The sequence below is a fragment of the Aureimonas phyllosphaerae genome (genome assembly GCF_047943035.1).
Classification (GTDB): Bacteria; Pseudomonadota; Alphaproteobacteria; order Rhizobiales; family Rhizobiaceae; genus Aureimonas; species Aureimonas phyllosphaerae.
Map to the genome: position 1 here is coordinate 4,522,735 of NZ_CP181348.1, position 25,942 is coordinate 4,548,676.

Here is a 25,942-nt window from a genome sequence, read left to right on the forward strand (position 1 = left end):
CAGTGACCTCCCTCACCCGACGCTTTGCCAATCTCGAGTTCGTCCTCGGCGCGCTTCTCACCGGCGGCATCTGCCTGGCCGTCTTGTTTTCCGATTTCCTGTTTCCGGACGGAGGCTCCAAGATCAACCTGACGGCGCGTCTCGTGGCGCCCTTCAGCAATCCCGCCTTTCCGCTCGGCACGGATCCCCTAGGCCGCGACGTGCTCGCCCGCGTGGTGCAGGGCGGCAAGATCTCCCTCACCGTCGGCATTTTGTCGGTGGCCGGCTCGGTGGTCATCGGGGTCTTCATGGGTCTCGTCGCCGGCTATTATCGCGGCGTCTGGGACATGGTGGTGATGCGCTTCGCCGACGTGCAGCTCGCCATGCCCTTCATCCTCCTGGCGATCACCTTCATCGCGATCGTCGGCGGCAGCCTCACCAACACGATCATTCTCCTGATCGTCTCGCAATGGGTGCAGTACGCCCGCCTTGTGCGCGGCTCCGTCCTGTCGTTGCGAGAAAGGGAGTTCGTCCTGTCGGCCCGCGCCATCGGCGTGCGCGACCGCAACATCATCCTGCAGCACCTCCTGCCGAACTCGGTCGGTCCGGTGATCGTCCTCATGACGCTCAACATCGCCACCAACATCCTGCTCGAATCCTCGTTGACCTTCCTCGGCCTCGGGGTCGACCCGACCATCCCGAGCTGGGGCGGCATGCTAGCCGATGGACGGACCTACCTGCAGCTCGCCTGGTGGGTGTCGGTGTTCCCGGGACTGGCGATCCTCCTCACCGTGCTTGGCCTGAACCTGCTTGGCGACTGGCTGCGCGACACGCTCGACCCTACAGGACGGACGCGCTGAGCCATGACCGACATCTTCCATAGGACCTACCGCAGCACTCTCGATGCGCTGGTGGAGGACGCCATCCCCGGCCGCGCCTTCGAAGCATGGACCTTCGACGACCCCACGCGCCGCCGCGCCGCCGAAAGCCGTCTCCGGGACAAGGGCGTGTCCGCCCGCATCCACAGCGCCTACAAGCCGCTCGTGTTCGCCTTCCTCGAGGACATCGACCTCGACGGGGTCACGGCAATCGAGGTGCGCTATCCCGTCCACGAAAGCGCGCCGGCCAACCGTTTCCGCCTGGAGGCCTATCCCCTCGCCGCGCTTGTCGGCGACCGGCGGATCGACTTCGTCGCGCGTGAGGATGGCGCGTTCCAGTACGACGTCCTGCCGACACGAGGCGACACGACGGAAGCCTTGGTCGTCCCCGCACCCAACCGCGTCCATGCCGATCTGGTCGGGCAAACCAGTCTCTCCCCGACCGGCTGGTATCGGGTTGCGGGCGATGACGTTGGACAACGGCTCGAGACCGACTACGAGCGTCTCTTCCATGAGACGATGAAGGCCATCGCCGCGCACGACTGGGGTCGGGACGAGCCCTATTTCGAGGAGCTCAACATCGCCGTCGCCCTTCCGGCGGCGGACGTGCCGTTGCTCGTGGGCGACGAGGTCGTGAGCTTGCGCGAGGCCCTGCACGAAGATTTCTACTTCAGCCTCCTCGAGGTCTTCCAACACCGGTCAGCCCGCCCGCTCGGCGACCGGAGCCTGCGCCCCGGCCAGATCGTCCCCGAGATCGTGGCGAGCGACGGCGCCGTGTCGGTCCGCGTCGAGACGCGCCCGCTCACGGACGGCTTCCTCGACGCGCCGGATCAGGACCTCGGCACGGCGGGCGAGCCGATCGGCGTCGGGCAGGTCCAGCGGCTCCTTGCCGACTTCGGTGGCGAAATGTTCGCCGCGCGCTCGCGTGCGGGCCGACACGTGCAGGCCGTGCATGTGACAGGGCGAGACGCTCCGGTCATGGTCAGCGGCGGCCAGCACCCCAACGAGCCGACCGGCATCGTCGGCGCGCTGCGAGCGGCCGTACGGCTGGCGCAGCGGGAAGGCGCCCATTTCGTGGTCTCGCCGCTGGAGAACCCGGACGGCTACGCGCTCAGCCAGCGTCTCCGCCGCGACAACCCACGCCATATGCATCACGCTGCCCGCTACACCGCGCTCGGCGACGACCTAGAGTACCGCACGCGCGAGAACGCAGGCGCGGACCTTGGCGAGAAAGACATCCATCTCCAGGCCGAGGCGCGGGCCCAGGCCCGGCTGCACGTCAACCTCCACGGTTACCCTTCGCACGAATGGACGCGGCCCCTCTCGGGCTACCTGCCGCGCCACTTCGCCATGTGGACGCTGCCCAAGGGCTTCTTCCTGATCGTCCGCCATCATGAGGGTTGGGGGGACGCCGCCGAGCAGCTGCTCGATCACGTGACGCGCCGCCTTGCAGCCATCCCGGGACTTCTCGAGGCCAACCGGTCCCAGATCGCACTGTATGAGATCCACGCGGGCGAAACGGGTTTCCGCTTGATCAACGGCTTCCCCTGCCTCTCGTCTGTCGACGACCGGCACATCGCGCCAGTCACGCTGATCACGGAGTACCCCGACGAGACGATATACGGTGCGGCCTACGTTGCCGGGCATTCGGCGCAGATGGAGACGGTTCTCGCCGCGTACGACGCCTGGCAGACGATCGGAGGCTCAACAAGCGTCGTCGCTGGCGTCTAGGCTAGGATCGGTACAGGCAGGCGGCGCGTTCGATATCGACCGTTCCCGAGGCTCGCGCGTCGTGTTTCGGGGAGAACGACACCGTTCTCCAGCTCGGTGTCGTCTGGTATCGCGTCGCTCGAGAAGACGTGAGCGGAAACCCTTGATCTTCGAGGTCTCGAAGCGACATCGCTTTCACGCGTTGGAGGTGCCAACCGCAAAATGCCGAGGCTACGCATGTTCAACCGCACCATCCACTTCGGTTTGGTAGCTGCAGTCCTGCTCCTGCATTTTCCGCACCCGGCCCTCGCGCAGGATCCTGTCTTCCCGCCGGGTGCCGAGACGGCAGGCACCGCGCCGCCTAGCGAGATCATGCTGCGTGCGGCACCCTTGATGAAGGCGGGCAAGGGCGACGAGGCGACGTTCTGGTTTTATGCCGGACAACTTCGGTGGCGCTCGCGCCTGAACGCCAACCCGGATCAGGACCCGACCGGCGAACCCGCCCTGTTCTCGTCGCTGTTCGAAACGCTCGGGCCGTCTGTCAACGGCTGGGCATTCGGCGACATCCCCAAGCTCCAGCGCACGATCGACGCGGTGCTCCTTTGGGACGCGCGCTATCCTGACCCCTCGCTGGATCCCGCCGTACACCGGCGGATGCGGGCAGGACTCACAAACCTTCGCGACCAGATCGGTCGTGAGGCGGACACGATCCGGGCAGAGCGCGCCTCACGGGGGCTCGAGAATCGATGAGGCCACGTTCACGGTACTGCATCGACACAAAGCGCCTTTGCCACCTGCTGCTCGCATTCTGGATGCTGCTCGCGATCTCCGGTTCAGCATCGGCGCAGGATGGGCCTGTCGGAGACCCGCTGCGCAGTGGCTTGGAAGGCGCGCTGCGCGGATGCGAGATCTGGGTCCTCGACCCGTCGAGCTGGCTGGATGATCCGACGCGTTTCCTGGCGGCCGTCGATCTTGGCGGCGCGGTGTCCGAGACCGAGAGCCTGCCCGAGCCGCTTCTCCCGCCCGAGCCCTTCCGACGCGGCAACCGCTACTGGCGGATCAATGCGGGCCCCAGCGAGGGTTACGCGCTGGTGGTCTCTCGCGACATTCCGATGTGCCACATCACCGGCGGCGGCGAGGTGGACCTCCAGCCGGCGGCCGAAGCCGTTGTCGCCTCGCCGGATTTCGCCGAGCGCTGGGAGCGCATTGGTGAAGAGCGCCGGGACGGCATGGTCTCGACCTTCTTCAAACTGCGCGAGGAGCCCAAGCTCTCGCTGGTCATCAGCCGTGCCGACGCACCGGGTGCACGACGCGACCGCGCCCAAGTAATTGCGACGGCGACCTACGACCTCGGTCGCTGAGGCGGCGCAAGTTCGTCCGGCCAGCGTGGCGGAAATGGCTGCACGAGAACGGCACCGCCCGGCGGGATCGGTCCCAAATGGCGCAGGACACGGTCATAGTCCGGGTGGCTCGGGGGGTAGCGCAACTCGCCATGTCCGACAACGGACCCGTCTTCGCTTTCGGCTCGAAGCCATAGGACCAACGTGCCGTCGGGCTCGCGATGCGCCGAGCCGATCGGCGCCGGTGCGGAGGGAGGAGCCGGCGCACGCTCCTGCAAACGGGCCCGCCTCTCTGCGGACGCCGCCAACGCTTCCAGCAACGCGACGAAGCGTGGCCTCGGACAATCGGAGCCGACCTCGTGCAGGACATCGTCGCCATCGAACAGCGCGACGCTGCACAGGCGGTCCGTCGGCTCACCGAGCGCTGGCGGATCGAAATCCGGCATGCTCCAGACTTCGTTCGCAGACGCGATCACGTCGCGCCACTCATCATCCAGGATGGCGTCGGTGCGCTCGCTTTCGATCTCCACCGGCCCTCCCCGAACGGCCAGACGGGTCGTTGCCTGCCGGATTGCCATGAGGTCGAGATCGATGACGATCCAGCGAGCCAGCGGCGACAGGACGTTGCCGGTCGCAACCAGCATCCCGCGATGCGGCCACTCGTCGGGTGGCAGGGCAAGATGGACGCTTGCCCGGCTCGTGCGCGCGGCGGAGCCGACCTTCTCGCTCGCATAACCAGGGACGTGCGGTTCCGCTAGAACCGGGACGCTGAGCAGGAGCACAAGAACTGCGGACGGGCCTGTCGGTCGCAACGGGGCAAGCACCGCCCGTTTGCGCACGGTTTCGGCCGCTACGCGCCAGTTACGCATCCTGCCTCCTGTCGGGGCCGAACTCATCTCCGCCGATCACCTCCCCAATGCCATCGCCGCCGGCTTCAGCCCTCATCCGTACGCAGTCAGCAATCCGGGGCGTAGGGGCTGACCTTGACCGAACAACCGAGCCGCTCCCCAAGATCTTGCCCGAGTGCCGTCATGCCATCGGGATCGGCATGCTGCGCGAGGAAGATCGACTGGTCGTCGGCGCCAAGTGCGAGAGTGCGGCAGTGGGCGTGGATCGATGAGCCGCCGCCGCCCTTGGCCGGCGTCAAGCGGATCACCTCAAAACACAGGATCTCGATGCGGGGTATGACGTAGAGCTGATCGGACACCACGATCAGCGCCTCCCCGTCCGCAGACAGCCCGAGCATCCGTTGCCGGTCCTCGACCAGGTCTTCCGGATCGCGCACGTATTCTAGTTCCGTCTCGCCCGGCGCAAAGCGGCCGGCCCCTGCCATGCGCGCCGTCCCGACATGCCCGTCGATCGCAAGGAGCCGGAACCCTCGCACCCAATCCCGCTCTTTTTCGCTGAGAGGAAGGCGGAAGCCCGTCCTCAGGGTCACATGGCAGGCCGTCTTCAAGCGCGGCTCGCGATCTTCGGACGGATTTTGAAGACCGTGCGACTGCCAGCTCGGCGGCCATGCCACCAGCGACACCTCGGCCAGCCCCGAGCGCCACGCTGCGGCGACGGTGTTCCACCGCCGACCGACAGTCGCGGGCCCGAGGGATGCCGTCAGATGGTCGGCGACGCGCCGGAGGTTGGCATGTGCGTCGTCCTCGAACCACACAAGGGCAGTGAAGCGGGTGATCGGGAACTGGGATGGGATGCGCTCGGACGCACTGGCCGTCCAGGGCGCCAACGCACCCGGCAGGGGTTCCGCATCGGTCAGAACGAGCGCGGGCCATCGGTAGATCGGGTCTGGCCGAACGCCGCAGCGTGCCTCGACAACCACGCGCGTTTCCTGACGGGGTAGGCGCCACGCGTCCGCAAGGCGCAGGATCGGGTTCATGCCATCGGGACTTGACGGGACCTCTGTCGGTGCGGGGCCATCGGACGTGGAAGTCCGCGGGACCAAGGCAGCCTGTGGGCGACGGAAGAAACGGTCAAGGAATCTTATCGCACCCTCCACCCATGCTCGGTGGCCAGCGACAGATCCAAGCGGGACACAGGACATGCCCTGCCGCCGTCGGTGTCCCGACATCTTGCCCGTGGGCAGACCGAAAACTTTTCCGATCCGGAGGAAGGGCGCTCACGAAACGGATGAGACCGCTTTCGCCGCTCCCACCTCCCGACTTACCGCACAGCCGACTGATCGAACGCCTCCCGTGCGGCTTCGACACGGCGCAGGTTCTCCTCCGCCCAGATCCAGACGCCGCAGAAGGCCGCCCCAAGGCTCAGTCCGAGTTCCGTCAACCGGTAGTCGACCCGCGGCGGCACCACCGCGTGGACGGTGCGCGTCACCATCCCGTCGCGTTCCATCTGGCGCAACGTCTGCGTCAGCATCTTCTGACTGATCGTGCCGACATGGCGCGAAAGCTGCGTGAAGCGCAACTCGCCATGCTCGCTCAAAACCTCCAGAACGATCATCGTCCACTTGTCTGCCACGCGACCGATCAGGTCGTTCACCAGCGCCTCGACCTTGGGATCGCTCTCGGCAGGAGGCGGAGTTTCAGCGACGCGCCGAGCGCGGCTGAGGGTCGTGTCGTCGAACGGCAGACCGGACATGAGCCACACTCTCCTTTGGGTGCGTATGGATATTTCGGGTGCCTTCTTCCTATCACATCGCCGGTCAGCCAGTTGAGGTGCACAGACCCCAACGAGAAGGCTGCATCCCATGAAGCAAACCGGAAACACCATCCTCATCACGGGCGGTGGCTCGGGCATCGGCGAGGCACTCGCTCATCGTTTCCATGACCAAGGCAACACGGTGATCGTTGCCGGGCGTCGGCTTGACGCGCTGGAGCGTGCCTGCGCGGGCCGCGAGCGTATGCACGCCATCGTGTTGGACGTGGAAAGTGCCGCGGCCATCGATGACTTCGCTGGTCGCCTGCTCGCTGCCCACCCGGAGATCAACGTCCTCGTCAACAATGCGGGCATCATGCGCTACGAGGCGCTGGATCAGCGCCGCGACCTCGGCGATGCAGAGGCGACGATCACCACCAATCTGCTCGGGCCGATCCGGCTGACCAATGCCCTGATCGAACATCTCGGCGGCCAAGCCGACGCCGCGATCGTCAACGTCACCTCAGGCCTCGCCTTCGTACCCCTGATCTTCACGCCGACCTACAACGCCATTAAGGCCGCGATCCATTCCTACACTATCTCGTTGCGCGAGGTGCTACGCGGACGTGTCGAGGTGATCGAGCTCGCTCCGCCCGCCGTTCAGACCGAGCTGACGCCGGGCCAATCGACTCGCGCCGCCTATTTGCCGCTCGCCGAATTCACGGACGAGGTCATGGCCTTGTTCGCGCAGGAGCCGACGCCGAGTGAGATCTTGGTCGAGCGCGTCGGCTTTCAACGTTTCGCCGAGGCCGAGGGACGCTTCGACGAAACGCTGCAGAAACTGAACGAGATGGCTGCGAAGGCAAGGCAGGGCTGAACTTGTTGCTACGGTCCTGACGCTAATGTCCGCTTCCGCGCTTATGCGGTTGGAAGCGGACAGACCGGTTTCTACCCAGCCGGGTCGATCGGCGCTAGGAGAGAGAACACCCGAAAAAGGTCATTCTGCTTGCGAGCCCAGCCGGCCTTTCGTGAGCTAGTTACCATCACCGTATGGCGACATGTCGGATGGGGTGACGAGCAGTTCTCGGCAGCGGCCGAGAAGACCGCTCGGGTTGATCACGGCTCCGGGGTTTGCGGACATCCTAAGCGTTCAGCCGATCTCAAATGCCGGGTTGCGGGGTTGCTGGCAGCGGTTCGTCTGGCTTATCAACCCGGATGATCCAATACCGTCATGCCCTTACCCGGTCGACAATCTCGACCCTGGTGGTCGCCACCCTTTGCAGCATTTTTATCGTCGACAGTGCCCGTGCTCTATCGGCACGCGAGGCCGCTGAGTTCAAACAGCTCATGCCGACCGACAGGATGATACAGGTCTGCTCGCTGAAGCTGGAAAATCGCATCTCGAAGGAAACGCGATACCGCCATGTTGATCGCGTCGTACTCGATGCCTTCTCGCATGCGCGCCTCGCCGATCGAACCATACGCGCCAAAGGGGCGGCTTTCCGCAACGACGGTAAATGGTTCAAGCTTCAATTTAGGTGTGCCGTCACCGGGGACCGCCTTCACGTGGAGGCCATGGAGTACGAAATCGTCTCCACGAAGCCCGTTCCGCAGAAGGACTGGGAAGCTCATTGGCTGTTCCCGTAGGACGAGTTACTCGGCCTCTGGGCCGAGCCAAACGTCCCTTCAACCAGCCAAGCGAAAGCATTGAGCAACTTCACGCCGCCGTGATCGTTAGCCGTGAATGATTACGAACACCGATATCGTGGCGCGGCTCCTGACCGCGGCGGCTCTTGGCAGCCTTATTGGGCTTGAACGGGAGCGGCTGCTCTGGACTGCCGGCATCCGTACGCACATGCTGGTCTGCGTCGGCGCCTGCCTCTTCATGATCGTTTCGGCTTACGGCTTCCACAATGCGACGCAGATGGAGCACGTCGTGCTCGACCCGTCGCGCATCGCCGCCCAAGTCGTATCCGGCGTCGGGTTCCTTGGTGCTGGTGCGATCCTTTTGAAAGGGAATGTCGTGCGTGGGCTGACGACGGCTGCCAGCATCTGGGCGGTCGCGGCGCTCGGGCTTGCGGCGGGTGGTGGCCTCTATTTCGCTGCCGGAACGGCCACCCTGGTCATTCTCGTCATCCTCGCCGGCATTAAGCCGCTCGAAGACATGTATCGCAACCGGCTGCAATCCTGCGTCGTGCGCATAGGTCTCGGCGCCTATTCCCTCTCGTTCTCCGAGATCAAGACGGCTCTGCGGCTGCGCAGTGGACAGATCAAACGCGTCACGGAGACGATCGGACCGAACGGCGACATTGCTCTCGTCCTGCATCTCGTCCGCGTTGCACCCCAAAGCATCCGCAGCCGCACGGTTCGCCTGGCCGCACGCCCCGGCATCCGTTCGACAACCGTCGAACGCGAGAGCGGCCAGACAGGCTGAACAACTTGGTCACACGCAAAAGGAGAAAAGCGATGAAACGCATGGTGACGCTGGCAGGCCTGATCGCGGCCTCGACGACCGGTATGGCTCTGGCCGACACCCCGGGAGCAGACTGGATCGGTCGGGATCGCGTGGCGAGCATCCTGTCCCAGCAAGGCTACCAGATGACCAAGGTCGAGGCCGACGATGGTCATTGGGAAGGCGAAGCGACGCGCGACGGGGTGACGTATGAGTTCCATGTCGACCCGCGCTCCGGACAGGTCACCAAGATGGAACGCGACAAAGACTAGGGGGACGCGGTGGCGGCCATGAGGATGAGTTCGCCACCGTTCACTCACGACCGAGAGCCTGCAGGTACCCAGCGAACCTGATGGGGCCGTCGAGACCGGTTTGCCCGAAAGCGACCGCCGGGTTGTGCCCCGATCATGGGATCAAACAGGAACCTCCATCAAGTAGCAGCTCTTCCTGTTCGCCTAGATGAGAAGCGTCGTGCCCAAGTCTGCCTCGTGACGTCGCGCAGCACGGGACGGTGGATCCTTCCCGAGGGCTGGGCGATGAAAGGAGTGACTGGCGCGGAGGCCGCAGGGATCGAGCCGACGGAGGAGGCCGGACTTGTTGGTGCGGTCACGTCTTCTGTCCCACTACATAGCATCCCTGGCCTTACTGCCTGAAGCAGACGAACGATGCCCGCCGTACACAGGTCGCCCTTACCCTTCAACGGTATGGATCTCGAACGCTGTTCGGACCGCCCGCGAGACGGCGATCGGCAACATCGTCATGTGAGTTTCGCCCGGGTGGACCTCGAAAGACACTTGGGCACGAGGGAGCGCGGAGAGGCGCCCCGCCATCTCCCGCGTGAGTTCGAGCGTGCGGGCCGTCAGCGCATTGGCGAGACGCTTCTCCGTGTCCTCGCGTCCATACTGGAAAGGCGCGAGGGCTCCTCCCTCGTACTCGCCCGCAGAGAGATGAAGCACGATATCGCAGTCTCGCGGCAGGGCCGTGAAGCGCCGCTCGCTGTCGAGGAGGCCCGCGTCTTCCCAGTGGATGGTGGGACTGGCTGCGACGAAGCGCGAGAACGCTTCCGATCCTGAAAACAGGGTGTGCAGGGCGAAGAGCCCTCCGAAGGAATGACCAAACAGAGTGCGTCGTGTCGGATCGATCGCTGCGACGCCGTCCAGGAAGGGAAGCGCCTCGCCTTCGAGGAACTGGAGAAACCGATGCGCGCCTCCGGTGAGAACCTCCGCTCCGCCTTCTAAGAACGGCGGGTAGGAGCGTCCCGGAGGCGGCGACAGGTCGAAGGAGCGGCGCAACGGGTCGTAGGCGTCCCCCGTCGGATAGCCGATCGCTGCGATAACGCCCGGTCCAACATTGGTGCTCGCGGGGTAGCTCGACTGGACGCGCAATGCGTCGACCGCCGTTGCGATCATCGCGTTCCCATCGGTGATGACGAGAAGTGGCCATCCGCCAGGCGGCGGTTCGTCGAGGGGGACGTAGATGAAGACGCGCCAAACCTGTCCATCTCGCTCGCTCTTCAAATCCAGGAAACGAGTTTGGGCCAGACCGGCTGGGTGAAGCATAGATTGGAAGCTGTCCAAAACCCGTGTCCTTTATGCTGCAATTCGCCCACGCCGAGCGCCATCGACGGAAAGGATGGCGACCCACATGTGAATCCGTCGAATCGTAATGTTGACTCCCTTTGTCAACATTCCTTACGCGTGTGTGGCGGTCGCTTCCTTGAACCGTCGGATTCTTGTTCATGCCCTCCCGGTCCCTCGCCTCTGCCTTCCATCTCGGCCTCGTCGGCGCTTCGTTCGTTTCTCTTAGTGCCGGGTTGCCGGCATATGCGCAGGACGCCATCACGCTCGATACCATCGTCGTGGAAGGCTCAGGTGAGATGGCGGGGGAAGCGGCCGGGTCGAGCGGTGAAGGGGGGCTTCGCTCGGACGGCTATGTCGGAACCGAGGCTCGTGTAGGCACCAAGACCGACACGGATCTGCGCAAGGTGCCCCAAAGTGTCGCCGTCGTGTCGAAGAAGGAACTGGAGGATCGCAAGGCCCAGACGCTGGTCGAGGCCGCGCGCTACACGGCGGGCGTCCGGGCCGGCACGTTCGGCTACGATCCGGGTTTCGACACGTTGTACATCCGCGGTTTCAACGTGGCCGACACGGGTTACTACCGGGATGGCCTTCGTAGCCTCGGCGGTGTGTTCTCCGTGTATCGCAACGAGCCCTATGGCCTCGAGGGCGTGACGATCCTGAAGGGACCGAGTTCGGTCTTATACGGCTCGTCCGCGCCTGGCGGCCTCATCAACCTCGTTTCGAAGCGGCCAACCGATGCGCCGTTCCGCGAGATCGAGACGCAGATCGGCTCGCACAACCGGGCCCAGGTGGCCTTCGACGCATCCGGTCCGCTCGCGGGCAACGACAACGTCCTGTACCGCATCACCGGGCTCAAGCGCTCTGCCGACACCGAGCTCGTCGGCTCGCGGGACGACCGCGACATGATCGCGCCGGCGCTGACCCTTCGGTCCGACGACCGCAACACGCAGATCACGGTCCTTGGCGAGTTCGTCGACGTCACTACGGGCGGCGCCCGTGGCTATGTCTCGTTGACCGATCCCTTGACGGGCTTCGCCGTGCCGAGCGGCCTCCAGCAGGGCGACCCGAACCTGCGTCCCTTCGACAACCAGCAGGGTCGCATCGGCTACGAGGCTAGACACCGCTTCAACGAGACCGTCGAAGTGCGCCAGAACCTGCGCTACCAGCGGGGTCAGGTGGACACGAGCTACGTCTCGACGGGTGGCCTCAGTCCTGACGGCCGTCAGATCCTGCGATCGACCGGGCAGATCGTCGACGAGGGCGATGGCTTCGCGGTCGACAATCAGGTCCAGGTCAACCTGGACACGGGACCGCTGGCGCATACGATCTTGGGCGGCCTCGACTATGCGCAAGCCGACACGCGTTTGGCGTTCCGCTTCGGTACCGCGCCAAGCCTCGACGCCGCCAACGTGATCTACGGCTCGCTGCCCGTTCCCGGTCCGACCGGGCCCTTCTTCTCCGACACGGACTCGAGCCTCGAGCAGACCGGGATCTATCTCCAGGACCAGATCGAGTACCAGAAGGTCGTGCTGACCCTTGGAGGCCGTTACGACTGGCTCGACACCGACAGCCAAAGCAACCTTTCGCCCTTCACCGTGACCGAGCAGAGCGACGAGAACTTCTCGGGTCGGGTCGGGCTGTCCTACCTCTTCGACAATGGGCTGACGCCGTACGTCAGCTACTCGACGTCCTTCGCGCCGACCTCCGGTCTGTCGGCGGCAGGTTTGCCCTTTAATCCCACAGAGGGCGAACAGACCGAAATCGGCTTGAAGTACGCGCCTGCGGGACTGCCTCTCACGGTCGATGCTGCGATGTTCCGCATCCGGCAGTCTGGGCTGCTCGGCCAGGATCCGAACAACATCAACTTCCAGGTTCAGTCCGGTGAGGTGGAGTCGGAAGGCTTCGAGGTCCAAGCGACGGCCTCGATCGTGGACGGCCTCAACCTTGTCGCTTCCTACACCTACCTCGATCTGACGTTCCTCGAAGGAGACAACGAGGGCAACATCGTCACCGGCATTCCCCGTCACCAGTTCTCGCTCTGGGGGAACTACGAAGCGGTATCGGGTCCACTTGATGGGCTGGGGCTTGGGCTGGGCGCACGCTTCCTCGGCGTCACAGAGGGCAACGACGCCAATACGCAGCCGGAGAACAAGTCACGCATCCTGATCGACGCGTCGGCCTCCTACGACTTCGGAGCCGCGGACCAGCGGCTCGAAGGGGTACGCGCCCAGGTCAACGTCAACAACCTGTTCGACAAGCGCGACGCCCTTTGCAACAACGGCTGCTTCTATCGGGAACAAGGCCGTCAGGTCATCGGCTCGCTACGCTACCGCTTCTGATCGGGAGGACTAGGTGGGCAAAGCTCCCACCCGCCCCAGGACGGTAGTCGCAACAACCGGTTTGTGGTCTGTCGCGCGGCGTTCCCGATGCGACGCGACATGGCGAGATGATTAGGCCTCGAAGCGTATGGATCGGCGCCTCTCGTGGATCCGGTTCATAGGCAGGTTTCGACCCTTTCCCGACGCCCCACGACTGTCGGCCGTCTGCGAAAGGCGGACATTCAAGAACGGGTGAGCGCGCATCAAGCGTGGGAACAGGACCACATGCCACCTTGCAGCATGCACGCCTCTCACGATCCTGGGCTGGTGCGAACATTCTTGTGACGCTCAATCGAGGCAGAAGACCATGATCCCGCGCTGTTTCATCGCCTTGGCTGTCATATCGACAACGGCGTGTCCTGCTTTCGCTCAGGACTACCGATCGCTTTCCGGCGCCGAGATCGCCAAGATCATCGCCGGGAACACGGTACAGGGGACGATGGCGTCCGGCGGTCCGTATCGCGAGTTCTATCTTCCCGACGGCACCTTGCGGGGCTCGAACTACGACGGCCGCTGGAGCGTGGTCGGCGACACGCTGTGCTTCAGCTACGACCCGAAGACCGAGGCGCAGTGCTGGGGGGCCAGGATCTCGCGATCGGGCGAGATTTCATGGTTGAAGAACGACGTCGTGGACGGCAACGGCGTCGTCGAACCCGGCAATCCCGGCAACTTCTGACGCCGCCAGGGATCGGGACCGCCGAGGATCAAGCGACCTCGTCGGCTCGGGACGGGCGCTTGGCGCCGAGAAGCGCGGCCATCTCGGCAAGCGGCAGCGGGTGGCTGTAGAAGTAGCCTTGCACCTGTTGGCATCCTTCCCGGCGCAGGAACCGCGCCTGGTCGGCGGTTTCCACGCCCTCCGCGGTAGTCACCATCTTGAGGCTCTGCCCGAGACCGATCACCGACCGCACGATCGCGTTCGACTTCTCGACCGTGAGGTCCGCGATGAAGGACTTGTCGATCTTGATCTTGTCGAACGGGAAGGAGTTGAGGTAGCCGAGCGAGGAATAGCCGGTCCCGAAGTCGTCCATGGCGATGCGCACGCCGAGCGCCTTCAGCCGCACGAGGATGTCGCGCGCGGCGGCGCCGTCGTGGAGCAGGACGCCTTCCGTGATCTCGAGTTCGAGCCGCGCCGGCGGAAGGCCGGTCTCCTCCAGGATCCCCGCGACCACGGCTACGAGATCCCGGTGCTTGAACTGCATCGGCGACAGATTGACCGCGATCGTCAGGCCCGGCCACCGCGCGGCCTGGCTGCAGGCCGTCCGCAGCACCCATTCGCCGATCGGAAGGATTAATCCCGTCTCCTCCGCAAGGGGGATGAAGTCACCGGGTGGCACCAAGCCCCGGTCCGGGTGGCGCCAACGCACCAATGCCTCGGCGCCGATGATGCGATCGTCCTCCAGCGAGACGAGCGGTTGGTAGTGTACCTCGAACTGCTGGCCGGCCAATGCCTGCTTCAGGTCCTGCTCCAGCGACAGGCGCGCCTGCCGTTCCATGCCCATGAAGGCTTCGAAGACGCGTGCGACGCCGCGGCCAGCATCCTTGGCGCCGTAGAGGGCGATGTCGGCATTCTTCAGGATGCGGTTCGGCGTCTCGCCGTCCTCGTCCGGGAAGGCGATGCCGACGCTCGCTCCGATCGAGGTCTCGCGTCCGTCCACCATGAAGGGAGAAGCCAGATCGGTGATGATCCTGCGGGCGAGAGCCAGCGCATCGAGCGGCTGGTTCAGCCCGGACTGGACGACGGCGAACTCGTCGCCTCCGAGGCGGGCCGCGACATCGCCGCTTCCCAGACATGCGCGCAGGCGCTCGGCGACCTCCGTCAGCACCGCATCGCCCGCCGCGTGCCCGAACGTGTCGTTGATGTCCTTGAAATGGTCGAGGTCGATGCAGAGGACGGCGAGGCGCGTTTGCCCGAGGCAGTCCTCCTCGAAGGCGCCCCGGAGGCGGGTCTGGAACTGGACCCGGTTCGGCAGCCCCGTCAGGGCATCATGCAGGGAAAGATGGATCGCCTGCGCCTGCGCCTCGATCTCGCGGGTGATGTCGGTCGCGGTGCCGCGATAGCCGATCCAGGCCTCGTCCTCGCCCTGCACCGGCCGTGCCGAAAGCCGTGCGATGCGGCGACGGCCGTCGGCATCCTGATAGGTGCAGCGCAACTCGCGGATCGCCGGCGCGTCGTTTTCGGCAACAGTCGGGAACAACGCGTCGCCGCCATCCTCGGCGCGGAAGACGTCATTCAACGTCGCGCCGATGACGTCCGCTTCGTCCAGGCCCGTGACCTCGGCGAAACGCGCGGAAACGAAGGTGAGCCGCATGTCCCGGTCGCTTTCCCAGATCCAGTCCGAGGACGCCTCGGCAATATCCCGGAAGCGCGCCTCGCTCTGCCGAAGCGTGTCGGCATAACCGTCGATCGTCCGCGCCGCGGCATGCAGCTTGCCGTTCGAGCGCCGGAACGAGCGCAGGGCCAGCATGCCCATGATACCAAAGACAGCGAAGATGCCGATCATCACGGGCATGACCGCATGCAGGCTCTCGCTGCCCGGACGCTCCGGGATCCAGGTGACCTTGCCAATCACGTCCCCGAGCGGTGACCGGAGCGGCAGCGATGCGCCAAGGTCTACGTCTCCGTCCCTGATGAGGCGAAAGCGGTTCAGGAGATAGTCGCTCCCGAGCCTTGCCAGCAGCCGAGCGTCGATCCGCTTGGAAAAGACGAGGACGGACGGCGGCGCGTCCAAGCCCTCCGCTTCCTGCCCGCGACCCGCTTCCATCGCTCCGACGGCCACAAGGAGGACATCGTCGTTGGCCCGAAGGAGGCCGACGGCGGGATGGGAGTGGGCGGCGGCCCGCTTCACGAGGTGCCGCAGGCCTTCGGAGACGACGGCGAATGCGTCGACGGAAACGTTCCTGCCATCGATCATCGCATCGCGCGTGATCAGGTCCGGCGATATGACGAACGCCATCTCGTAGCCGAGGCTGGCGAAGATGTTCGGGCCGAGGATCGATCCTGCCGGGGGCGCCGCGCCGGCCGAGCGCTGGGCGAGATAGGCGCGAACGTCGGCCCGTTCGGTGTAGTCCTTCAGGTTGCGGGCGATTTCCCGCTGCTTCACCTGCAGGGCGGTCTCGGCAAGCTTCTTGGAGGCGGCGACCGCGAGCCGATCCTGATCGCGCGCATTGAACAGCACGAAGGCGACGACCAGCACCCCGACAGCGAGAAGCATCGCGACAAGCGCGGCGATCACACGCCGGTTCGGTCCCTTCCCTAGGGACTCGCTGGCTGACTGGCGCATGCGATTGAACATCTCCCCAATGCGGATGACACTCTCACACAAGCCAATGAAGCAATCATGATCAGCGATACTTTCTGAACACATAAGCGGGCGAAAATGACTGTCGCATTCTCCAGGCTGTAGGCGGGTTGGAACGCGCCCATGAAAATGCATCGCCTATAGCCAGAAGGAACCCGATACAAAGAGAGGTGCACGTAGAATTCAGGAGCCGCAAATCGAAGCTGCGGATTCCGGGCGCCGGGGTCAGCGAATTGCACAAGCGTCGATGATGCAACGTCCGCAGCTCAAAATGTCGACTATCATGAGAAGTCCGTGCAAAGCGGAACGACAGCTAACCGCCCGACGTAGCCGTTCATAATTGAATAAGCGGACTTCGGGCGGGTTAGACCGTCGTCGAAACTTGAATCGGTTTCGGCCTTCGGCGACAGCCAGCAGCGTACCTGAACCGAAGGGTTCGATCCCGCACCTCGTCGGTTGCGCCGTTCCCGCCGGCGCCTCACGCTTTCCTCTCAGTCCTGGGAGGTCCGGCGGAAATGACACGACACACGAGCAGCATACTGGCCGCCATCGCGCTGGCCTCGACGACAGGGACCGCCCTGTCGGCGGACGGCTACTTCTTCCGGGCGCGTCCGGCCACGTTCGGCACGGCAACGAAGCCCGCCCCTTCGCTTCAGCTCGGGCAAGCCGTCCTTCCCCCGGCGCGGGCCAACCAGCCCTGGACCTACGACTTCAACTCGGCGGCCACGCGCGCGAATTTGGGAACAGAATCGGTCACGTGGTCCGGCCGCGGCTTGCCGTCCTGGATGACGATCTCGCCCGCGACCGGGGTCGCGTCGGGAACGCCGACTGCGACGGGCGGCATGTCATTCGAGATCACGGCGTCCCACCCGGCCGTCAACGCGCGGCAGACGTACCGGATCGAGGTCGCGGAGAACGTCCTCGAGGTCACACGAATAGCCGTTGGTCAGGGCCAGACATGCGCCTTGGTCCAAGACGGTGCCGTCAAATGCTGGGGGCAGAACAACCTCGGCCAGCTCGGTGTCGGAAACACCGTGAACACGTCCTCGCCCGGCGTGGCAGCGGTGGCCTCTGGAGCGACCGCCGTCAGCCCGGGCTGGTTCCATACCTGTGCGCTGGCGTCCGGCGGCGCGGTCAGGTGCTGGGGAAACAATCAATTCGGGGCACTCGGCACCGGCGACACCGTGAACACGTCGGTCGCGGGCGTAGCAGCGATCGCCTCGGGCGCCGCCTCGGTCGCCGCCGGGTCCCAACACACCTGCGCCCTGCTCTCAGGCGGCGCCGTGAAGTGTTGGGGGCGCAACGACAGCGGCCAACTCGGGATCGGCGACACGACGAACACGACCGTCCCAGGGACCGCCGCGATCCCGTCGGGCGCGACGGCGGTCGCCGCGGGTGCCAGCCATACCTGCGCATTGCTCTCGGGGGGGCAGGTCAAGTGCTGGGGCCTCGACTCCTTCGGGCAACTGGGCGTCGGCAGCACAACGAACACGACGGCTTCGGGCGCAGCCGCGATAGCCTAGGGCGCGGTGGCCATCGCGGCGGGCGGCAACCACGTCTGTGCCCCGTTGTCCAACGGCGCCGTGCAATGCTGGGGCAACAACTCCTACGGGCAGCTCGGCGTCGGCGACACAACGGACCGGACCGCTCCCGGTCAGTTCGCGATCGCATCGGGTGCGACCGCGGTCTCGGCGGGCCTGACCCATACCTGCGCGCTGCTCGCCGACGGCGAGGTCAAGTGCTGGGGAAGGAACAACTCAAGCCAGCTCGGCGTCGGGGACACGACGCAAAGGACGGCTCCCGCCACGTCGGCGGTGGCCTCGGGCGCAACCGGCGTTGTAGCGGGAGCAGGCCATACCTGCGTGCGGATGTCCGACGGCACGGCAAAGTGCTGGGGCCTCAACGTCAACGGACAGCTCGGCGACAGGACGACCGCGACGCGCTCGACGCCGGTCGCCGTCCAGCCGCCCATGTGAAGCTGTCGAGGAAAACGGCTCCAGTTCGAATTTGTCCGGAAGGAACGGTCCAACCTACGTTCCCCTCAGACATCGCGATGCGCCCTGTCGCCTCTTGTCGGCTCGCGCCCGCCGGAACTTCCGTCAGAACCGCGTGCCGACCTTGAGTCCGAACGCATGGTTCTGCGTCTCCCGTCCGAAAGACGTGCGGTAGTCCAGCCCGGCCGACCAACGGGACGCGAAGTCCGCATCGAGCGACAGCCCGAGCGTAACGTAGTCCTGCTCGCTGGCGTCGGTTCGCACCGTGTAGGGGCTCGCGCCGATGTCCGCGTAGCCCAGAGCCACCTCGCTGTCGCCGGCGAAGTCGTGCGTGTACTCGGCACGGAAGCCCGGCTTCAGGACGCCCCAGTCCATATCGACGGAGTAGGAGCCGCGGACACCCAGTACGCCCGCGACGGTGTCGACCGACTGCTCGCCGTAAGTGAGGTTGAGCGCGCTCGGTCCGGCTTCCGTGAACTCGTCGAGCCACGAACGGGCGACCTCCACCCGTCCGTAGGGGGACAGGAGCCAGTTGTCGCGACGCCGCTCGTACGATGCCGTCAGGGATCCGAAGACCTGCCGCCCCTCGCGGGTGCCCGCGGCCAAGGCTCCCTCCCCGGTCACGAAGCGCAGGCTGTCGAAGTCGAGGCGGCTGCCGCCGAGGAGACCGTCGAGATAAAGCCCCTCGAGCGGCGTCCACGAGCCATACACCGCCGCGCTGTAGCTGTTGCCTCGGCTTTCCGTGCCCCGGTCGCCGACATCGGTCGCGTCCCGACCGTAGCCGACGCCGAAGCCAGCCACGAGCCCCGGCGAGAAGCGGTAGTCGATGCCGCCCGAGACGCCAACTGTGGTGTAGTCGAAATCGAGTCCCGCCTTGTCGCGGTCGCCGAAGTTCACGTAGCCGCCCGACCAGACCGCGAAGCGTCCAAGGTTCACCACGGGTGTCGATGGTTCGCTTGTCCCGCGGGCCGCCGCCTTCGGATCGCGTGGATCGCCCGCGACGGCATCAAGGCGCGAGCGGGGCCGCGGACCCTTGCCGTCCTCGGGACCGTATCCGGAGAGAAGGCCGGGCAAGGCCTCGTTCATCCGCCGGGCCTGTTCGGCATCGAGACGGCGCAGCGCGTCGACGCTCTGCTGGCCGACGCCCTGCGGTTCCTCGTCGGGTTGGTAGCCGAGCCGGACGTCCATCGAGCTATGGCGGCGATCGCCCTCGTCGTGGAGCTGCTCGAGGCGGTTGTTGAAGTTGCGGGTCTGGTCCTTGGCGAAGCGCCGGGCGGCGTCGACCTGGGCCGTGAGGAGACCCAGTACCTCGGAATCCCTCGAGGGGTCGGCGCGCGGCGCGACGAGGAAGGCGATCGTGGCAGGCGCCGAGGTGCCGACGGCGTTCGAGAGGGTGTAGGTGGCGACCGCCCGCCCCGCGAAGGATGGGTCGGGGGTGAACTTGAGGGTGTAGCGACGCTCCTTGATCACTTCCGCGAAGCTCGCGTCGTCGGCTGCGGCCGTCTCGCCGAGGATGATGACGGCGGTGCCCGCGTTCGGCGGGACGAGCGAGACGAGGCGCGCGTCGGTGAACGGACCGCCTGTCGCCCCGGCGGTGAGGTCCACCGTCGTCGTGCTTCCGGCCTCGATCGTCTCCGACCGCGAGACGGCGACGACGGGAGCCGCCTTCACGACCAGCCTGTAGGCGGATGTCCCGATAGCTCCCGAAGCGTCTGTCACGGCGATCGTGAAGTTCGCCTCCCCTGCCGCTGTCGGCGTGCCGGCGATGGTGCCCCGAGTGGGGTCGAGTGCAAGACCTGCGGGCAAGGATCCGGAAGTCAGGGCGAAAGCGTATGGAGCCGTGCCGCCGGACGGCGTCAGGACCAGGCTGTATGGCAAGCCGACGCCGATGTCCGGCAGTGGCCCTGCAGCCGGCGAAAGCGCGATCGAGGATCCTGCGCGCGTGACGGTCACGACGTAGCTGCGCGTCGTCGTGCCGTCCGCCGCGGTCACCAGGACGGTCAGCGTGTTGGTCCCGACCGCAAGCGCCACGGGTGCGATCGGGGCGCCGTTCACCGTGACCGTTGCCGAAGCGTCCGTCGGCGAGGGCGAAAGACGGAGCGTCGCGACCTCGTTGGGAACGGAGACCGCGTAGTTCGTGGTGCCGGGTGCGAAGGCGGGCGACAGGACGCCGGTGCTGACTCCAAGGCTGGCCAGCGAGGCATCGGCGGATGCCGTCCGGGTCACGGCGACGGTGTAGGTCTGGGTGGAAGACCCGTCCGCGGCCGTCACCACGACGGAGACCGTGGTCGTGCCGACGGGGACTGCGATAGCGGAGGAGGCTCCACCGGAGGCGACCGCGGCCCCGTTCACGCTGACCGTCGCCCCCGCGTCGGACAGGGTCGGGGTGAACGAGATCGACGTCTGCCCCGCCGGCAGCGCGAGCGTGTAGCTTGCCGTGCCGCTGGCGAAGGCCGCGTTGAGGCTGCCCGCGCTCGGCACGAGGTTCGCGAGCGTCGCCACAGATGATGCCGCGCGGGTGACCGTGACCGTGTAGGTGTTCGTGGAACCGTTCTGAGCGGTTACGACGACCGGAAGCGAAGTCGCTCCCACGGCCAGCGGGATCGCGGAGGACACGGAACCGGAGGCAACCGGGGTGCCGTTGACGGTCACGGTCGCGCCGGGGTCGGCCACGGTGGGCGTAAGCTCGATCGTGGCCTGCGCGTTGGGGACCGCGACGGCGTAGGCGTTGGTGCCGGGCGTGAAGACGGGCGAGAGCGTGCCGACACTGGGCACGAGGCCAGCCAGGTTGGCGTCCGTCGCGGGCGCGACCGTCACGCTGACGGTAGCGGGCGCGCTCGTCCCGGACGCGTTCGTGGCTGTGTAGGTGAAGCTGTCGGCGCCTGCGAAACCTGGATTCGGCGTGTAGGAGATCGCAATACCGGACGCCGTGGCGGTTCCGTTCGCGGCTTGGGCCGCTACCTGGACCGACGTCGCCGCACCGCCCGACAGTGTCAGCGGCACCGCGTTGGCGGACGAGTTCGCCGCGACGCCCAACGTGACGTTGGAAGCGATCGGCGGCGCGAGGACGGCATCGAGCGTGTACGTTCGGACGCCCGTAAAGCCGTTGGCGTCGGTCGTCGTGACGGTGAAGGTCAGGCTCCCCGCGGCCGTGGCGGTTCCGGCCAAGACGCCGCTTGAACTCAACGTCAGTCCGGACGGCAGCGCGCCAGCCGTAACGGTGAAGGTGTACGGGGCCGAGCCGCCCGACGCCGTGACGGTCTGGCTGTACGCTTGGCCAACGGTGGCGTCGGGCAACGCCGCGGGCGCGACGGTCACCGTCGGGGCGGCGACGGTGACGGTGTAGATGGCGCTGCCCGAACTGCCGTTGGCGTCGGTTGCAGTGACGTTGAAGTTCGAGGTTCCCGGGACCGTGGCCGTTCCACTGAGCGTGCCGCTCGAATCCAGCGTCAACCCGGCCGGCAGCGCGCCGGCCGTGACGGCGAACGTGTAGGGCGCGGAGCCGCCCGAGGCCGAGAGGGACTGGCTGTAGGGCAGACCCGCCGTGCTGCCGGGGAGCGTCCCGGGCGCCAACGTGATGGAGGGCGCCCCGACGCTGATGCTGTACCCACGGCTGCCGGTGTTGCCGTTGCCGTCCGTCGCGCTGACAATGAAGTTGAAGGTCCCGGCGCTCGTAGCCGTGCCGACGAGGGTGCCACCCGAACTGAGCGTCAGTCCCGTTGGGAGCGCCCCGGCAGTCACGGCGAAGCTGTACGGAGCGGTACCTCCCGTTGCAGTCAGGGACTGGCTGTATGCCGTACCTGCCGTGGTGTTGGGCAAAGACCCCGGCGCAAGCGTGATGGAAGGCGCGACAACGGAAATGGTGTATCCGCGGGAGCCGGTGTTGCCGAAGGCGTCCGTTGCGGTGACCGTGAGGACGAACGTTCCCGCGACTGTCGCCGTGCCGCTCAAGGTACTGCCGCCGCCCAACGAGAGCCCCGCTGGCAGCGCCCCGGCGGTTACGGCATACGTGTACGGTGCCGTCCCCCCCGAGGCGGCGAGCGTCTGGTTGTAGGCTTGGCCGACCGTCGCATCGGAAAGGGTCGTGGGCGAGAGGGCGATCGCCGGGACCGCGACGTTGAGGGTATACGAGCGTGATCCGGAATAGGGCGCTCCCGTTCCTGTCGACGCATCGACCGCATTGACGGTGAAAGTGTAGGATCCGGCGCTCGTGGCCGTGCCACTCAAGATGCCGCTCGAACTCAGCGTGAGTCCCGAAGGAAGCGCGCCTGCCGTTACGCTGAACGAATACGGGGCGGTACCGCCCGAAGCCGAAAGGGACTGGCTGTAAGCCTGCCCTCTCATCGCACCCGGTAACGAGGCAGGGCTCACGAAGATGGTGGGTGCGGCGATGTTCCAGCCGAGCGCCCTCGTCGCTGTCCTGTTGGCCGAGTCCGTCACGGCGAACACGGGATTGAACGATCCGGCCGCCGTCGGGCTGCCGCTAAGAAAACCTGAGGAAGACAGGGTCATGCCTGCCGGGAGCGCGCCTCCGGCGAGCGACCAGGTATACGGCGACGTGCCGCCGTTGGCCGCGAGGTTCAGACTATAGGCAACTCCGACCGTCCCTCCGGGGAGGGCCGGCGTCGTGACGCTCGGACCTGCGGGGACGATCGTCACGGTGAACGGGACGAAAGAAAGATCGTCGGCGTCCTGAACGGAAAAGCTGTCGCTCGTCGCGCCGTCACCGTTGTTCACGTAATAGACGGAGGTGTCGAATTGTGTGTTCCGGTTGTCGTAGGGGCCGTGCAACGGGCGGGTGCCGTAGTCGTAGAAGCCAGTAAGGCTGCAACTGCTTAGGTCCGTAATTACGGTGCCACCCGACGGCACGGTGATGCTTTGGGGCGGGCAATTGAAGGCTTGCGCCGCCCCGCCGGATCCGAGGAGCCCAGCCGCGACGAATGCGCAGGCCAGGAAGGCCCGCAGAGTACCCAGGCACGCCATGTCCGCCCCCAACGCGGGTCGGCGATCGCCGAGGATTCGCCCCTACCCAGCCTGAACTTGAAATTGCGCCGGCATCCCCTACCGACACGTGTGGCTATCCACTCAACATGGTCCCGGCCTGATGTCGATCGGTCTCGCCTGACGTTCGGGCATGGGACAGAAGATTTTCAATGCTGTTGCCCGATGGACATCCTGCCGCGGCGACGACTGGGGCCGCCGACATGCCTCCATCCAGGTTTCGCTTGAGAAGGATTGAAGGAATCGATCCTTGTGAGATGCGTCGCATCCGGCGACCATGATCCTGCAAGCTCTCGGATTGGCGCTACGCCGACCGTAGCGGCCAGTTGATGACGGGATCGGTACGTGCAGGCATCGGATCGCAGTTCAGTGGTGAAGGAAGATCAGACACGGGGGGTCGGTGCGGATGCCGGCGACCTTCGCCTGATTGCGCTGATCCTGCGCCACGACAGGGACCTCGAGGGGTCTGTGTCGCTCCTCCGCCGCGATCGGCTTTCGCGTGAGGCTCGCGTTCGAGTCCCCGAATGCGCCGAGCTGCCTCGCTTCGTGTCCTGCACCAACTGGGATCACCAGTTTCGCGAAGGCGAGCGGGAGGTGAAGACCAGGTGGGCCTTCGATCGGCGCCTCTGGTCGGTCGTCGTGCTGCACGTGCAGGAAGCGGACGGAGCTTGGCGGGACGGTGTCCCGAACGAGATGCTCGACGTCACCGAGAGCTTGGCCCTCGCCAACAGCGACGCGCTTCTCGATGTTGAAGGGTGGGGGTGCGTCGAAGGACTGACGCTGCCACTCTGGGCCAACGAGGCAGGAGTTCTGTGGAGCGCGTTTCCCCTGGGGATTGATCAGGGGAACGGCATGCCAACCGGAGGACGATAAACGACGAGCCCCTCGGAGCGCTGGTCGTTCCGGGCGAGATGCTCCATCCGGTTGGTCGGTCGGAAAAGTTTTCCGGTGCGTAAGGGACGCACCTCACCTTTCGCCGCTTTTAATTTCCCGATGCATACGCGCGGGGGAAAATCGAATCCATCAGAATGCCGGATCAATGGTGCCGATCGCGAAATGACCTGTCCGAGCGCATCGTCCGAGGGAGAACGCGACCTCTTTCGCCTCCGCATCGGACATGAGCGCGGGTTGCAAACTGATCGCCGACCGGGGTACAGCGACAAGAGGGTCAGGGCAGGATTGATAAGAGGCTTGGACTTCGAATCCTAGGCAGTCAGGCTATCGTCTTCGGGACGGACGACTTCGGGGCCGCGCTCGTTCCTGAAGTCGGTCCGGAAGGCTACGACCGGCTGCACGAGCTTGCCCGTCAGCGCCGGGAAGCGCGGGGCTACCGCACCGACGCGCTGCGGGAGGGGCTGCGCCCCCTCCTCGAAGCCTTGCGGTCGGGACCAGAGATCCCGTCGCTAAAAGGGTATGTTGTGATGGAAGTCAGCCTGCCGTTGAAAGACGCCGGGCTCTACCTCTACGACCCGAGCGGCACCCAAATCGCAGGCCCCTTCCCCGATGCCGAGGGCATTATCGCCGCGTCGGCCCGCCAGTCCGCATAGAACTTCGCCTTCGTCTCGCGGAACGCCTTTGCTGCCTCGACTTCCCGTTCGGTGAGGACTTGCCTGTTCCGTATCAGCGTTGCAACGTCCTGATGTTCGAGGTTCAACAAGGCACCCTTGCCGTAGCGGGATTCAAGGTCGCGAGCTTCGAAATAGCGCGACCTCAGATGCGAGAACGTCGCGAACTCTCCGACGCCATCGTCGGAGCCGGACTTCGGCGCCGGGAATGCGTGCTTGTGCACCCGGAGCAGGTGACCAAGACCGTCGTACATGCCCATCTGGTCGCACCGGACCATTCCTCCCATGACCAGCGTAGCAGCCGGAGTGATGGTTGGTACCGCGGTCGGGGGAAGCAATTCGAGAAAAGCTTGGGTCATCGTGGGTACAGCGAATGGAACAGTCGCTCGATCCATACACGATTGTCGAAAGTCCCGGAGCCCCGGACGTGAGACGTCGGGTGGAGAAGCCAGCGAAGTGCGCATCCGCACTCGACCGAAATGGGCGAACCACGCATCCAGAACATCCGATCTGAAGCGATCCCGATGGTGATCGACTGGTACCGGATGCCTCCAAGTCCGCCGGATCGCGGGGGTTCAGCGTTTCGTCGCGCTCCTCCTTGGGGCTTCCATCAATCCGCAGACCAAAACTCGATCCCCGTCGCCTGCCGGATCATGTCGAGCGCGGCCATGGTGTCGAGCGTTGCCTGAAGGGGCCGATACGGCGTTTCGAGACGCCCCTCCCCTATGCAGCGCGCAACCTCCGCCGCTTCGAAGCACAACCCTTCGAAATGGCGGCCCGGCGACTCCTCATAGGCGAGGCGCCGCCGGCCATCAGCGGAGAGCAGCTCGAACGGCCCCGGCAAGTTGAACTCGCTGCCAAACCGCAGCGTCGCCTCCGTTCCTACCACCGCGGCGTTGGTCGGAGTGAAACCGTAGAGCGTCGTTGCCATCGTCGCCAGGGCGCCGCCCTGGCCGGCGAGGGCGACCGCCAATTGACCGTGGACACCGGACGGATCGGGCTGCGCGAGACCGACGACCCTTGCGGGAGCCCCGATCAGCTTGGCGATGAAGGAGACCGGGTAGGTGCCGAGATCGAGCAGCGGGCCCCAGACCCCGTCGCGTCGCTTGAATCAGTTGTCCGCGACCATCGACACTCATTGAACCGTGTGCTTGGACGGCACCGGGCG

Annotated in this window: 21 protein-coding genes; 13 read left to right on the top strand and 8 right to left on the bottom strand. The window is 65.7% G+C overall.

Going from position 1 to position 25,942, the window contains the following annotated elements:
* The first annotated feature begins 2 nt into the window (after positions 1-2).
* The 4 genes from ACLNGM_RS21700 to ACLNGM_RS21715 all read left to right on the top strand — a co-directional run bounded on the left by ACLNGM_RS21700 (position 3) and on the right by ACLNGM_RS21715 (position 3,928).
* Entirely contained in the window at positions 3-839 is an 837-nt protein-coding gene (locus ACLNGM_RS21700; RefSeq protein WP_416356534.1) for an ABC transporter permease, read from the top strand.
* Positions 840-842: 3 nt separating this feature from the next.
* The gene (locus ACLNGM_RS21705) at positions 843-2,588 is read left to right on the top strand and encodes a M14 family metallopeptidase (RefSeq protein ID WP_416356535.1); all 1,746 of its coding nucleotides are present in this window, start codon (positions 843-845) and stop codon (positions 2,586-2,588) included.
* Positions 2,589-2,804: 216 nt separating this feature from the next.
* Positions 2,805-3,317 carry a hypothetical protein gene (locus ACLNGM_RS21710; RefSeq protein ID WP_416356536.1) on the top strand — a complete coding sequence of 171 codons (513 nt, stop codon included), beginning with the start codon at positions 2,805-2,807 and terminating at the stop codon, positions 3,315-3,317.
* Entirely contained in the window at positions 3,314-3,928 is a 615-nt protein-coding gene (locus tag ACLNGM_RS21715; protein ID WP_416356537.1) for a hypothetical protein, read from the top strand. The genes ACLNGM_RS21710 and ACLNGM_RS21715 overlap by 4 nt, the downstream gene beginning before the upstream one ends.
* Here the strand turns inward: ACLNGM_RS21715 and ACLNGM_RS21720 are convergent.
* From ACLNGM_RS21720 to ACLNGM_RS21730, 3 genes are all read right to left on the bottom strand, one after another.
* Positions 3,910-4,776, bottom strand: coding sequence for a hypothetical protein (locus ACLNGM_RS21720; protein WP_416356538.1), 867 nt, complete (start codon positions 4,774-4,776; stop codon positions 3,910-3,912). The genes ACLNGM_RS21715 and ACLNGM_RS21720 overlap by 19 nt on opposite strands.
* A gap of 86 nt (positions 4,777-4,862) precedes the next feature.
* A complete protein-coding gene (locus tag ACLNGM_RS21725; RefSeq protein ID WP_416356539.1) occupies positions 4,863-5,792 on the bottom strand; it encodes a hypothetical protein in 930 nt (309 codons plus the stop codon).
* Positions 5,793-6,076: 284 nt separating this feature from the next.
* The gene (locus ACLNGM_RS21730) at positions 6,077-6,508 is read right to left on the bottom strand and encodes a winged helix-turn-helix transcriptional regulator (protein ID WP_416356540.1); all 432 of its coding nucleotides are present in this window, start codon (positions 6,506-6,508) and stop codon (positions 6,077-6,079) included.
* 109 nt (positions 6,509-6,617) lie between these two features.
* On the opposite strand from ACLNGM_RS21730, the gene ACLNGM_RS21735 reads away from it, so the two are divergent.
* The 4 genes from ACLNGM_RS21735 (at position 6,618) to ACLNGM_RS21750 (ending at position 9,229) form a co-directional block, all read left to right on the top strand.
* Complete coding sequence (locus tag ACLNGM_RS21735; protein ID WP_416356541.1) at positions 6,618-7,382, top strand: SDR family oxidoreductase; 765 nt, start codon at positions 6,618-6,620, stop codon at positions 7,380-7,382.
* 338 nt (positions 7,383-7,720) lie between these two features.
* Positions 7,721-8,152, top strand: a complete 432-nt coding sequence (locus tag ACLNGM_RS21740) for a DUF930 domain-containing protein (protein ID WP_416356542.1) — start codon at positions 7,721-7,723, stop codon at positions 8,150-8,152.
* A 97-nt stretch (positions 8,153-8,249) separates the two neighbouring features.
* Positions 8,250-8,939: an MgtC/SapB family protein gene (locus tag ACLNGM_RS21745; RefSeq protein ID WP_416356543.1), complete on the top strand. Its 690-nt coding sequence runs from the start codon at positions 8,250-8,252 to the stop codon at positions 8,937-8,939.
* A gap of 32 nt (positions 8,940-8,971) precedes the next feature.
* The gene (locus ACLNGM_RS21750; RefSeq protein WP_416356544.1) at positions 8,972-9,229 is read left to right on the top strand and encodes a PepSY domain-containing protein; all 258 of its coding nucleotides are present in this window, start codon (positions 8,972-8,974) and stop codon (positions 9,227-9,229) included.
* Between the two features lie 417 nt (positions 9,230-9,646).
* On the opposite strand, the gene ACLNGM_RS21755 is transcribed toward ACLNGM_RS21750, so the two are convergent.
* On the bottom strand, positions 9,647-10,516 hold the full coding sequence (locus ACLNGM_RS21755) for an alpha/beta hydrolase (protein WP_416356545.1): 870 nt from the start codon (positions 10,514-10,516) through the stop codon (positions 9,647-9,649).
* A gap of 179 nt (positions 10,517-10,695) precedes the next feature.
* On the opposite strand from ACLNGM_RS21755, the gene ACLNGM_RS21760 reads away from it, so the two are divergent.
* Positions 10,696-12,876: a TonB-dependent siderophore receptor gene (locus ACLNGM_RS21760; RefSeq protein WP_416356546.1), complete on the top strand. Its 2,181-nt coding sequence runs from the start codon at positions 10,696-10,698 to the stop codon at positions 12,874-12,876.
* Positions 12,877-13,222: 346 nt separating this feature from the next.
* Positions 13,223-13,591 carry a hypothetical protein gene (locus ACLNGM_RS21765; RefSeq protein WP_416356547.1) on the top strand — a complete coding sequence of 123 codons (369 nt, stop codon included), beginning with the start codon at positions 13,223-13,225 and terminating at the stop codon, positions 13,589-13,591.
* 28 nt (positions 13,592-13,619) lie between these two features.
* On the opposite strand, the gene ACLNGM_RS21770 is transcribed toward ACLNGM_RS21765, so the two are convergent.
* Entirely contained in the window at positions 13,620-16,148 is a 2,529-nt protein-coding gene (locus ACLNGM_RS21770) for an EAL domain-containing protein (RefSeq protein WP_416356548.1), read from the bottom strand.
* A 581-nt stretch (positions 16,149-16,729) separates the two neighbouring features.
* Here ACLNGM_RS21770 and ACLNGM_RS21775 point away from each other — a divergent pair.
* Together ACLNGM_RS21775 and ACLNGM_RS21780 are read left to right on the top strand one after the other, a co-directional pair.
* Positions 16,730-17,737 carry an RCC1 domain-containing protein gene (locus ACLNGM_RS21775; RefSeq protein WP_416356549.1) on the top strand — a complete coding sequence of 336 codons (1,008 nt, stop codon included), beginning with the start codon at positions 16,730-16,732 and terminating at the stop codon, positions 17,735-17,737.
* Between the two features lie 6 nt (positions 17,738-17,743).
* On the top strand, positions 17,744-18,190 hold the full coding sequence (locus ACLNGM_RS21780; protein WP_416356550.1) for an RCC1 domain-containing protein: 447 nt from the start codon (positions 17,744-17,746) through the stop codon (positions 18,188-18,190).
* A gap of 123 nt (positions 18,191-18,313) precedes the next feature.
* On the opposite strand, the gene ACLNGM_RS21785 is transcribed toward ACLNGM_RS21780, so the two are convergent.
* Positions 18,314-23,191 (bottom strand): putative Ig domain-containing protein, encoded by a 4,878-nt coding sequence (locus tag ACLNGM_RS21785; RefSeq protein WP_416356551.1) that lies wholly within the window; start codon positions 23,189-23,191, stop codon positions 18,314-18,316.
* Positions 23,192-23,554: 363 nt separating this feature from the next.
* On the opposite strand from ACLNGM_RS21785, the gene ACLNGM_RS21790 reads away from it, so the two are divergent.
* Positions 23,555-24,082, top strand: a complete 528-nt coding sequence (locus ACLNGM_RS21790) for a hypothetical protein (protein ID WP_416356552.1) — start codon at positions 23,555-23,557, stop codon at positions 24,080-24,082.
* 589 nt (positions 24,083-24,671) lie between these two features.
* Here ACLNGM_RS21790 and ACLNGM_RS21795 read toward each other — a convergent pair.
* Together ACLNGM_RS21795 and ACLNGM_RS21800 are read right to left on the bottom strand one after the other, a co-directional pair.
* On the bottom strand, positions 24,672-25,034 hold the full coding sequence (locus tag ACLNGM_RS21795) for a hypothetical protein (RefSeq protein ID WP_416356553.1): 363 nt from the start codon (positions 25,032-25,034) through the stop codon (positions 24,672-24,674).
* 350 nt (positions 25,035-25,384) lie between these two features.
* A complete protein-coding gene (locus ACLNGM_RS21800) occupies positions 25,385-25,747 on the bottom strand; it encodes a hypothetical protein (RefSeq protein ID WP_416356554.1) in 363 nt (120 codons plus the stop codon).
* Between the last annotated feature and the right edge of the window lie 195 nt (positions 25,748-25,942).

What these genes read in the sequence shown, in the direction of transcription:
- ACLNGM_RS21710 (WP_416356536.1), top strand. Translation starts at nt 2,805, where the DNA reads ATGTTCAACCGCACCATCCACTTCGGTTTGGTAGCTGCAGTCCTGCTC.
- ACLNGM_RS21760 (WP_416356546.1), top strand. Translation starts at nt 10,696, where the DNA reads ATGCCCTCCCGGTCCCTCGCCTCTGCCTTCCATCTCGGCCTCGTCGGC.
- ACLNGM_RS21725 (WP_416356539.1), bottom strand. Translation starts at nt 5,792, where the DNA reads ATGAACCCGATCCTGCGCCTTGCGGACGCGTGGCGCCTACCCCGTCAG.
- ACLNGM_RS21785 (WP_416356551.1), bottom strand. Translation starts at nt 23,191, where the DNA reads ATGGCGTGCCTGGGTACTCTGCGGGCCTTCCTGGCCTGCGCATTCGTC.
- ACLNGM_RS21745 (WP_416356543.1), top strand. Translation starts at nt 8,250, where the DNA reads ATGATTACGAACACCGATATCGTGGCGCGGCTCCTGACCGCGGCGGCT.
- ACLNGM_RS21740 (WP_416356542.1), top strand. Translation starts at nt 7,721, where the DNA reads ATGATCCAATACCGTCATGCCCTTACCCGGTCGACAATCTCGACCCTG.
- ACLNGM_RS21765 (WP_416356547.1), top strand. Translation starts at nt 13,223, where the DNA reads ATGATCCCGCGCTGTTTCATCGCCTTGGCTGTCATATCGACAACGGCG.
- ACLNGM_RS21730 (WP_416356540.1), bottom strand. Translation starts at nt 6,508, where the DNA reads ATGTCCGGTCTGCCGTTCGACGACACGACCCTCAGCCGCGCTCGGCGC.
- ACLNGM_RS21775 (WP_416356549.1), top strand. Translation starts at nt 16,730, where the DNA reads ATGACACGACACACGAGCAGCATACTGGCCGCCATCGCGCTGGCCTCG.
- ACLNGM_RS21705 (WP_416356535.1), top strand. Translation starts at nt 843, where the DNA reads ATGACCGACATCTTCCATAGGACCTACCGCAGCACTCTCGATGCGCTG.
- ACLNGM_RS21720 (WP_416356538.1), bottom strand. Translation starts at nt 4,776, where the DNA reads ATGCGTAACTGGCGCGTAGCGGCCGAAACCGTGCGCAAACGGGCGGTG.
- ACLNGM_RS21795 (WP_416356553.1), bottom strand. Translation starts at nt 25,034, where the DNA reads ATGGGCATGTACGACGGTCTTGGTCACCTGCTCCGGGTGCACAAGCAC.
- ACLNGM_RS21735 (WP_416356541.1), top strand. Translation starts at nt 6,618, where the DNA reads ATGAAGCAAACCGGAAACACCATCCTCATCACGGGCGGTGGCTCGGGC.
- ACLNGM_RS21715 (WP_416356537.1), top strand. Translation starts at nt 3,314, where the DNA reads ATGAGGCCACGTTCACGGTACTGCATCGACACAAAGCGCCTTTGCCAC.
- ACLNGM_RS21750 (WP_416356544.1), top strand. Translation starts at nt 8,972, where the DNA reads ATGAAACGCATGGTGACGCTGGCAGGCCTGATCGCGGCCTCGACGACC.
- ACLNGM_RS21755 (WP_416356545.1), bottom strand. Translation starts at nt 10,516, where the DNA reads ATGCTTCACCCAGCCGGTCTGGCCCAAACTCGTTTCCTGGATTTGAAG.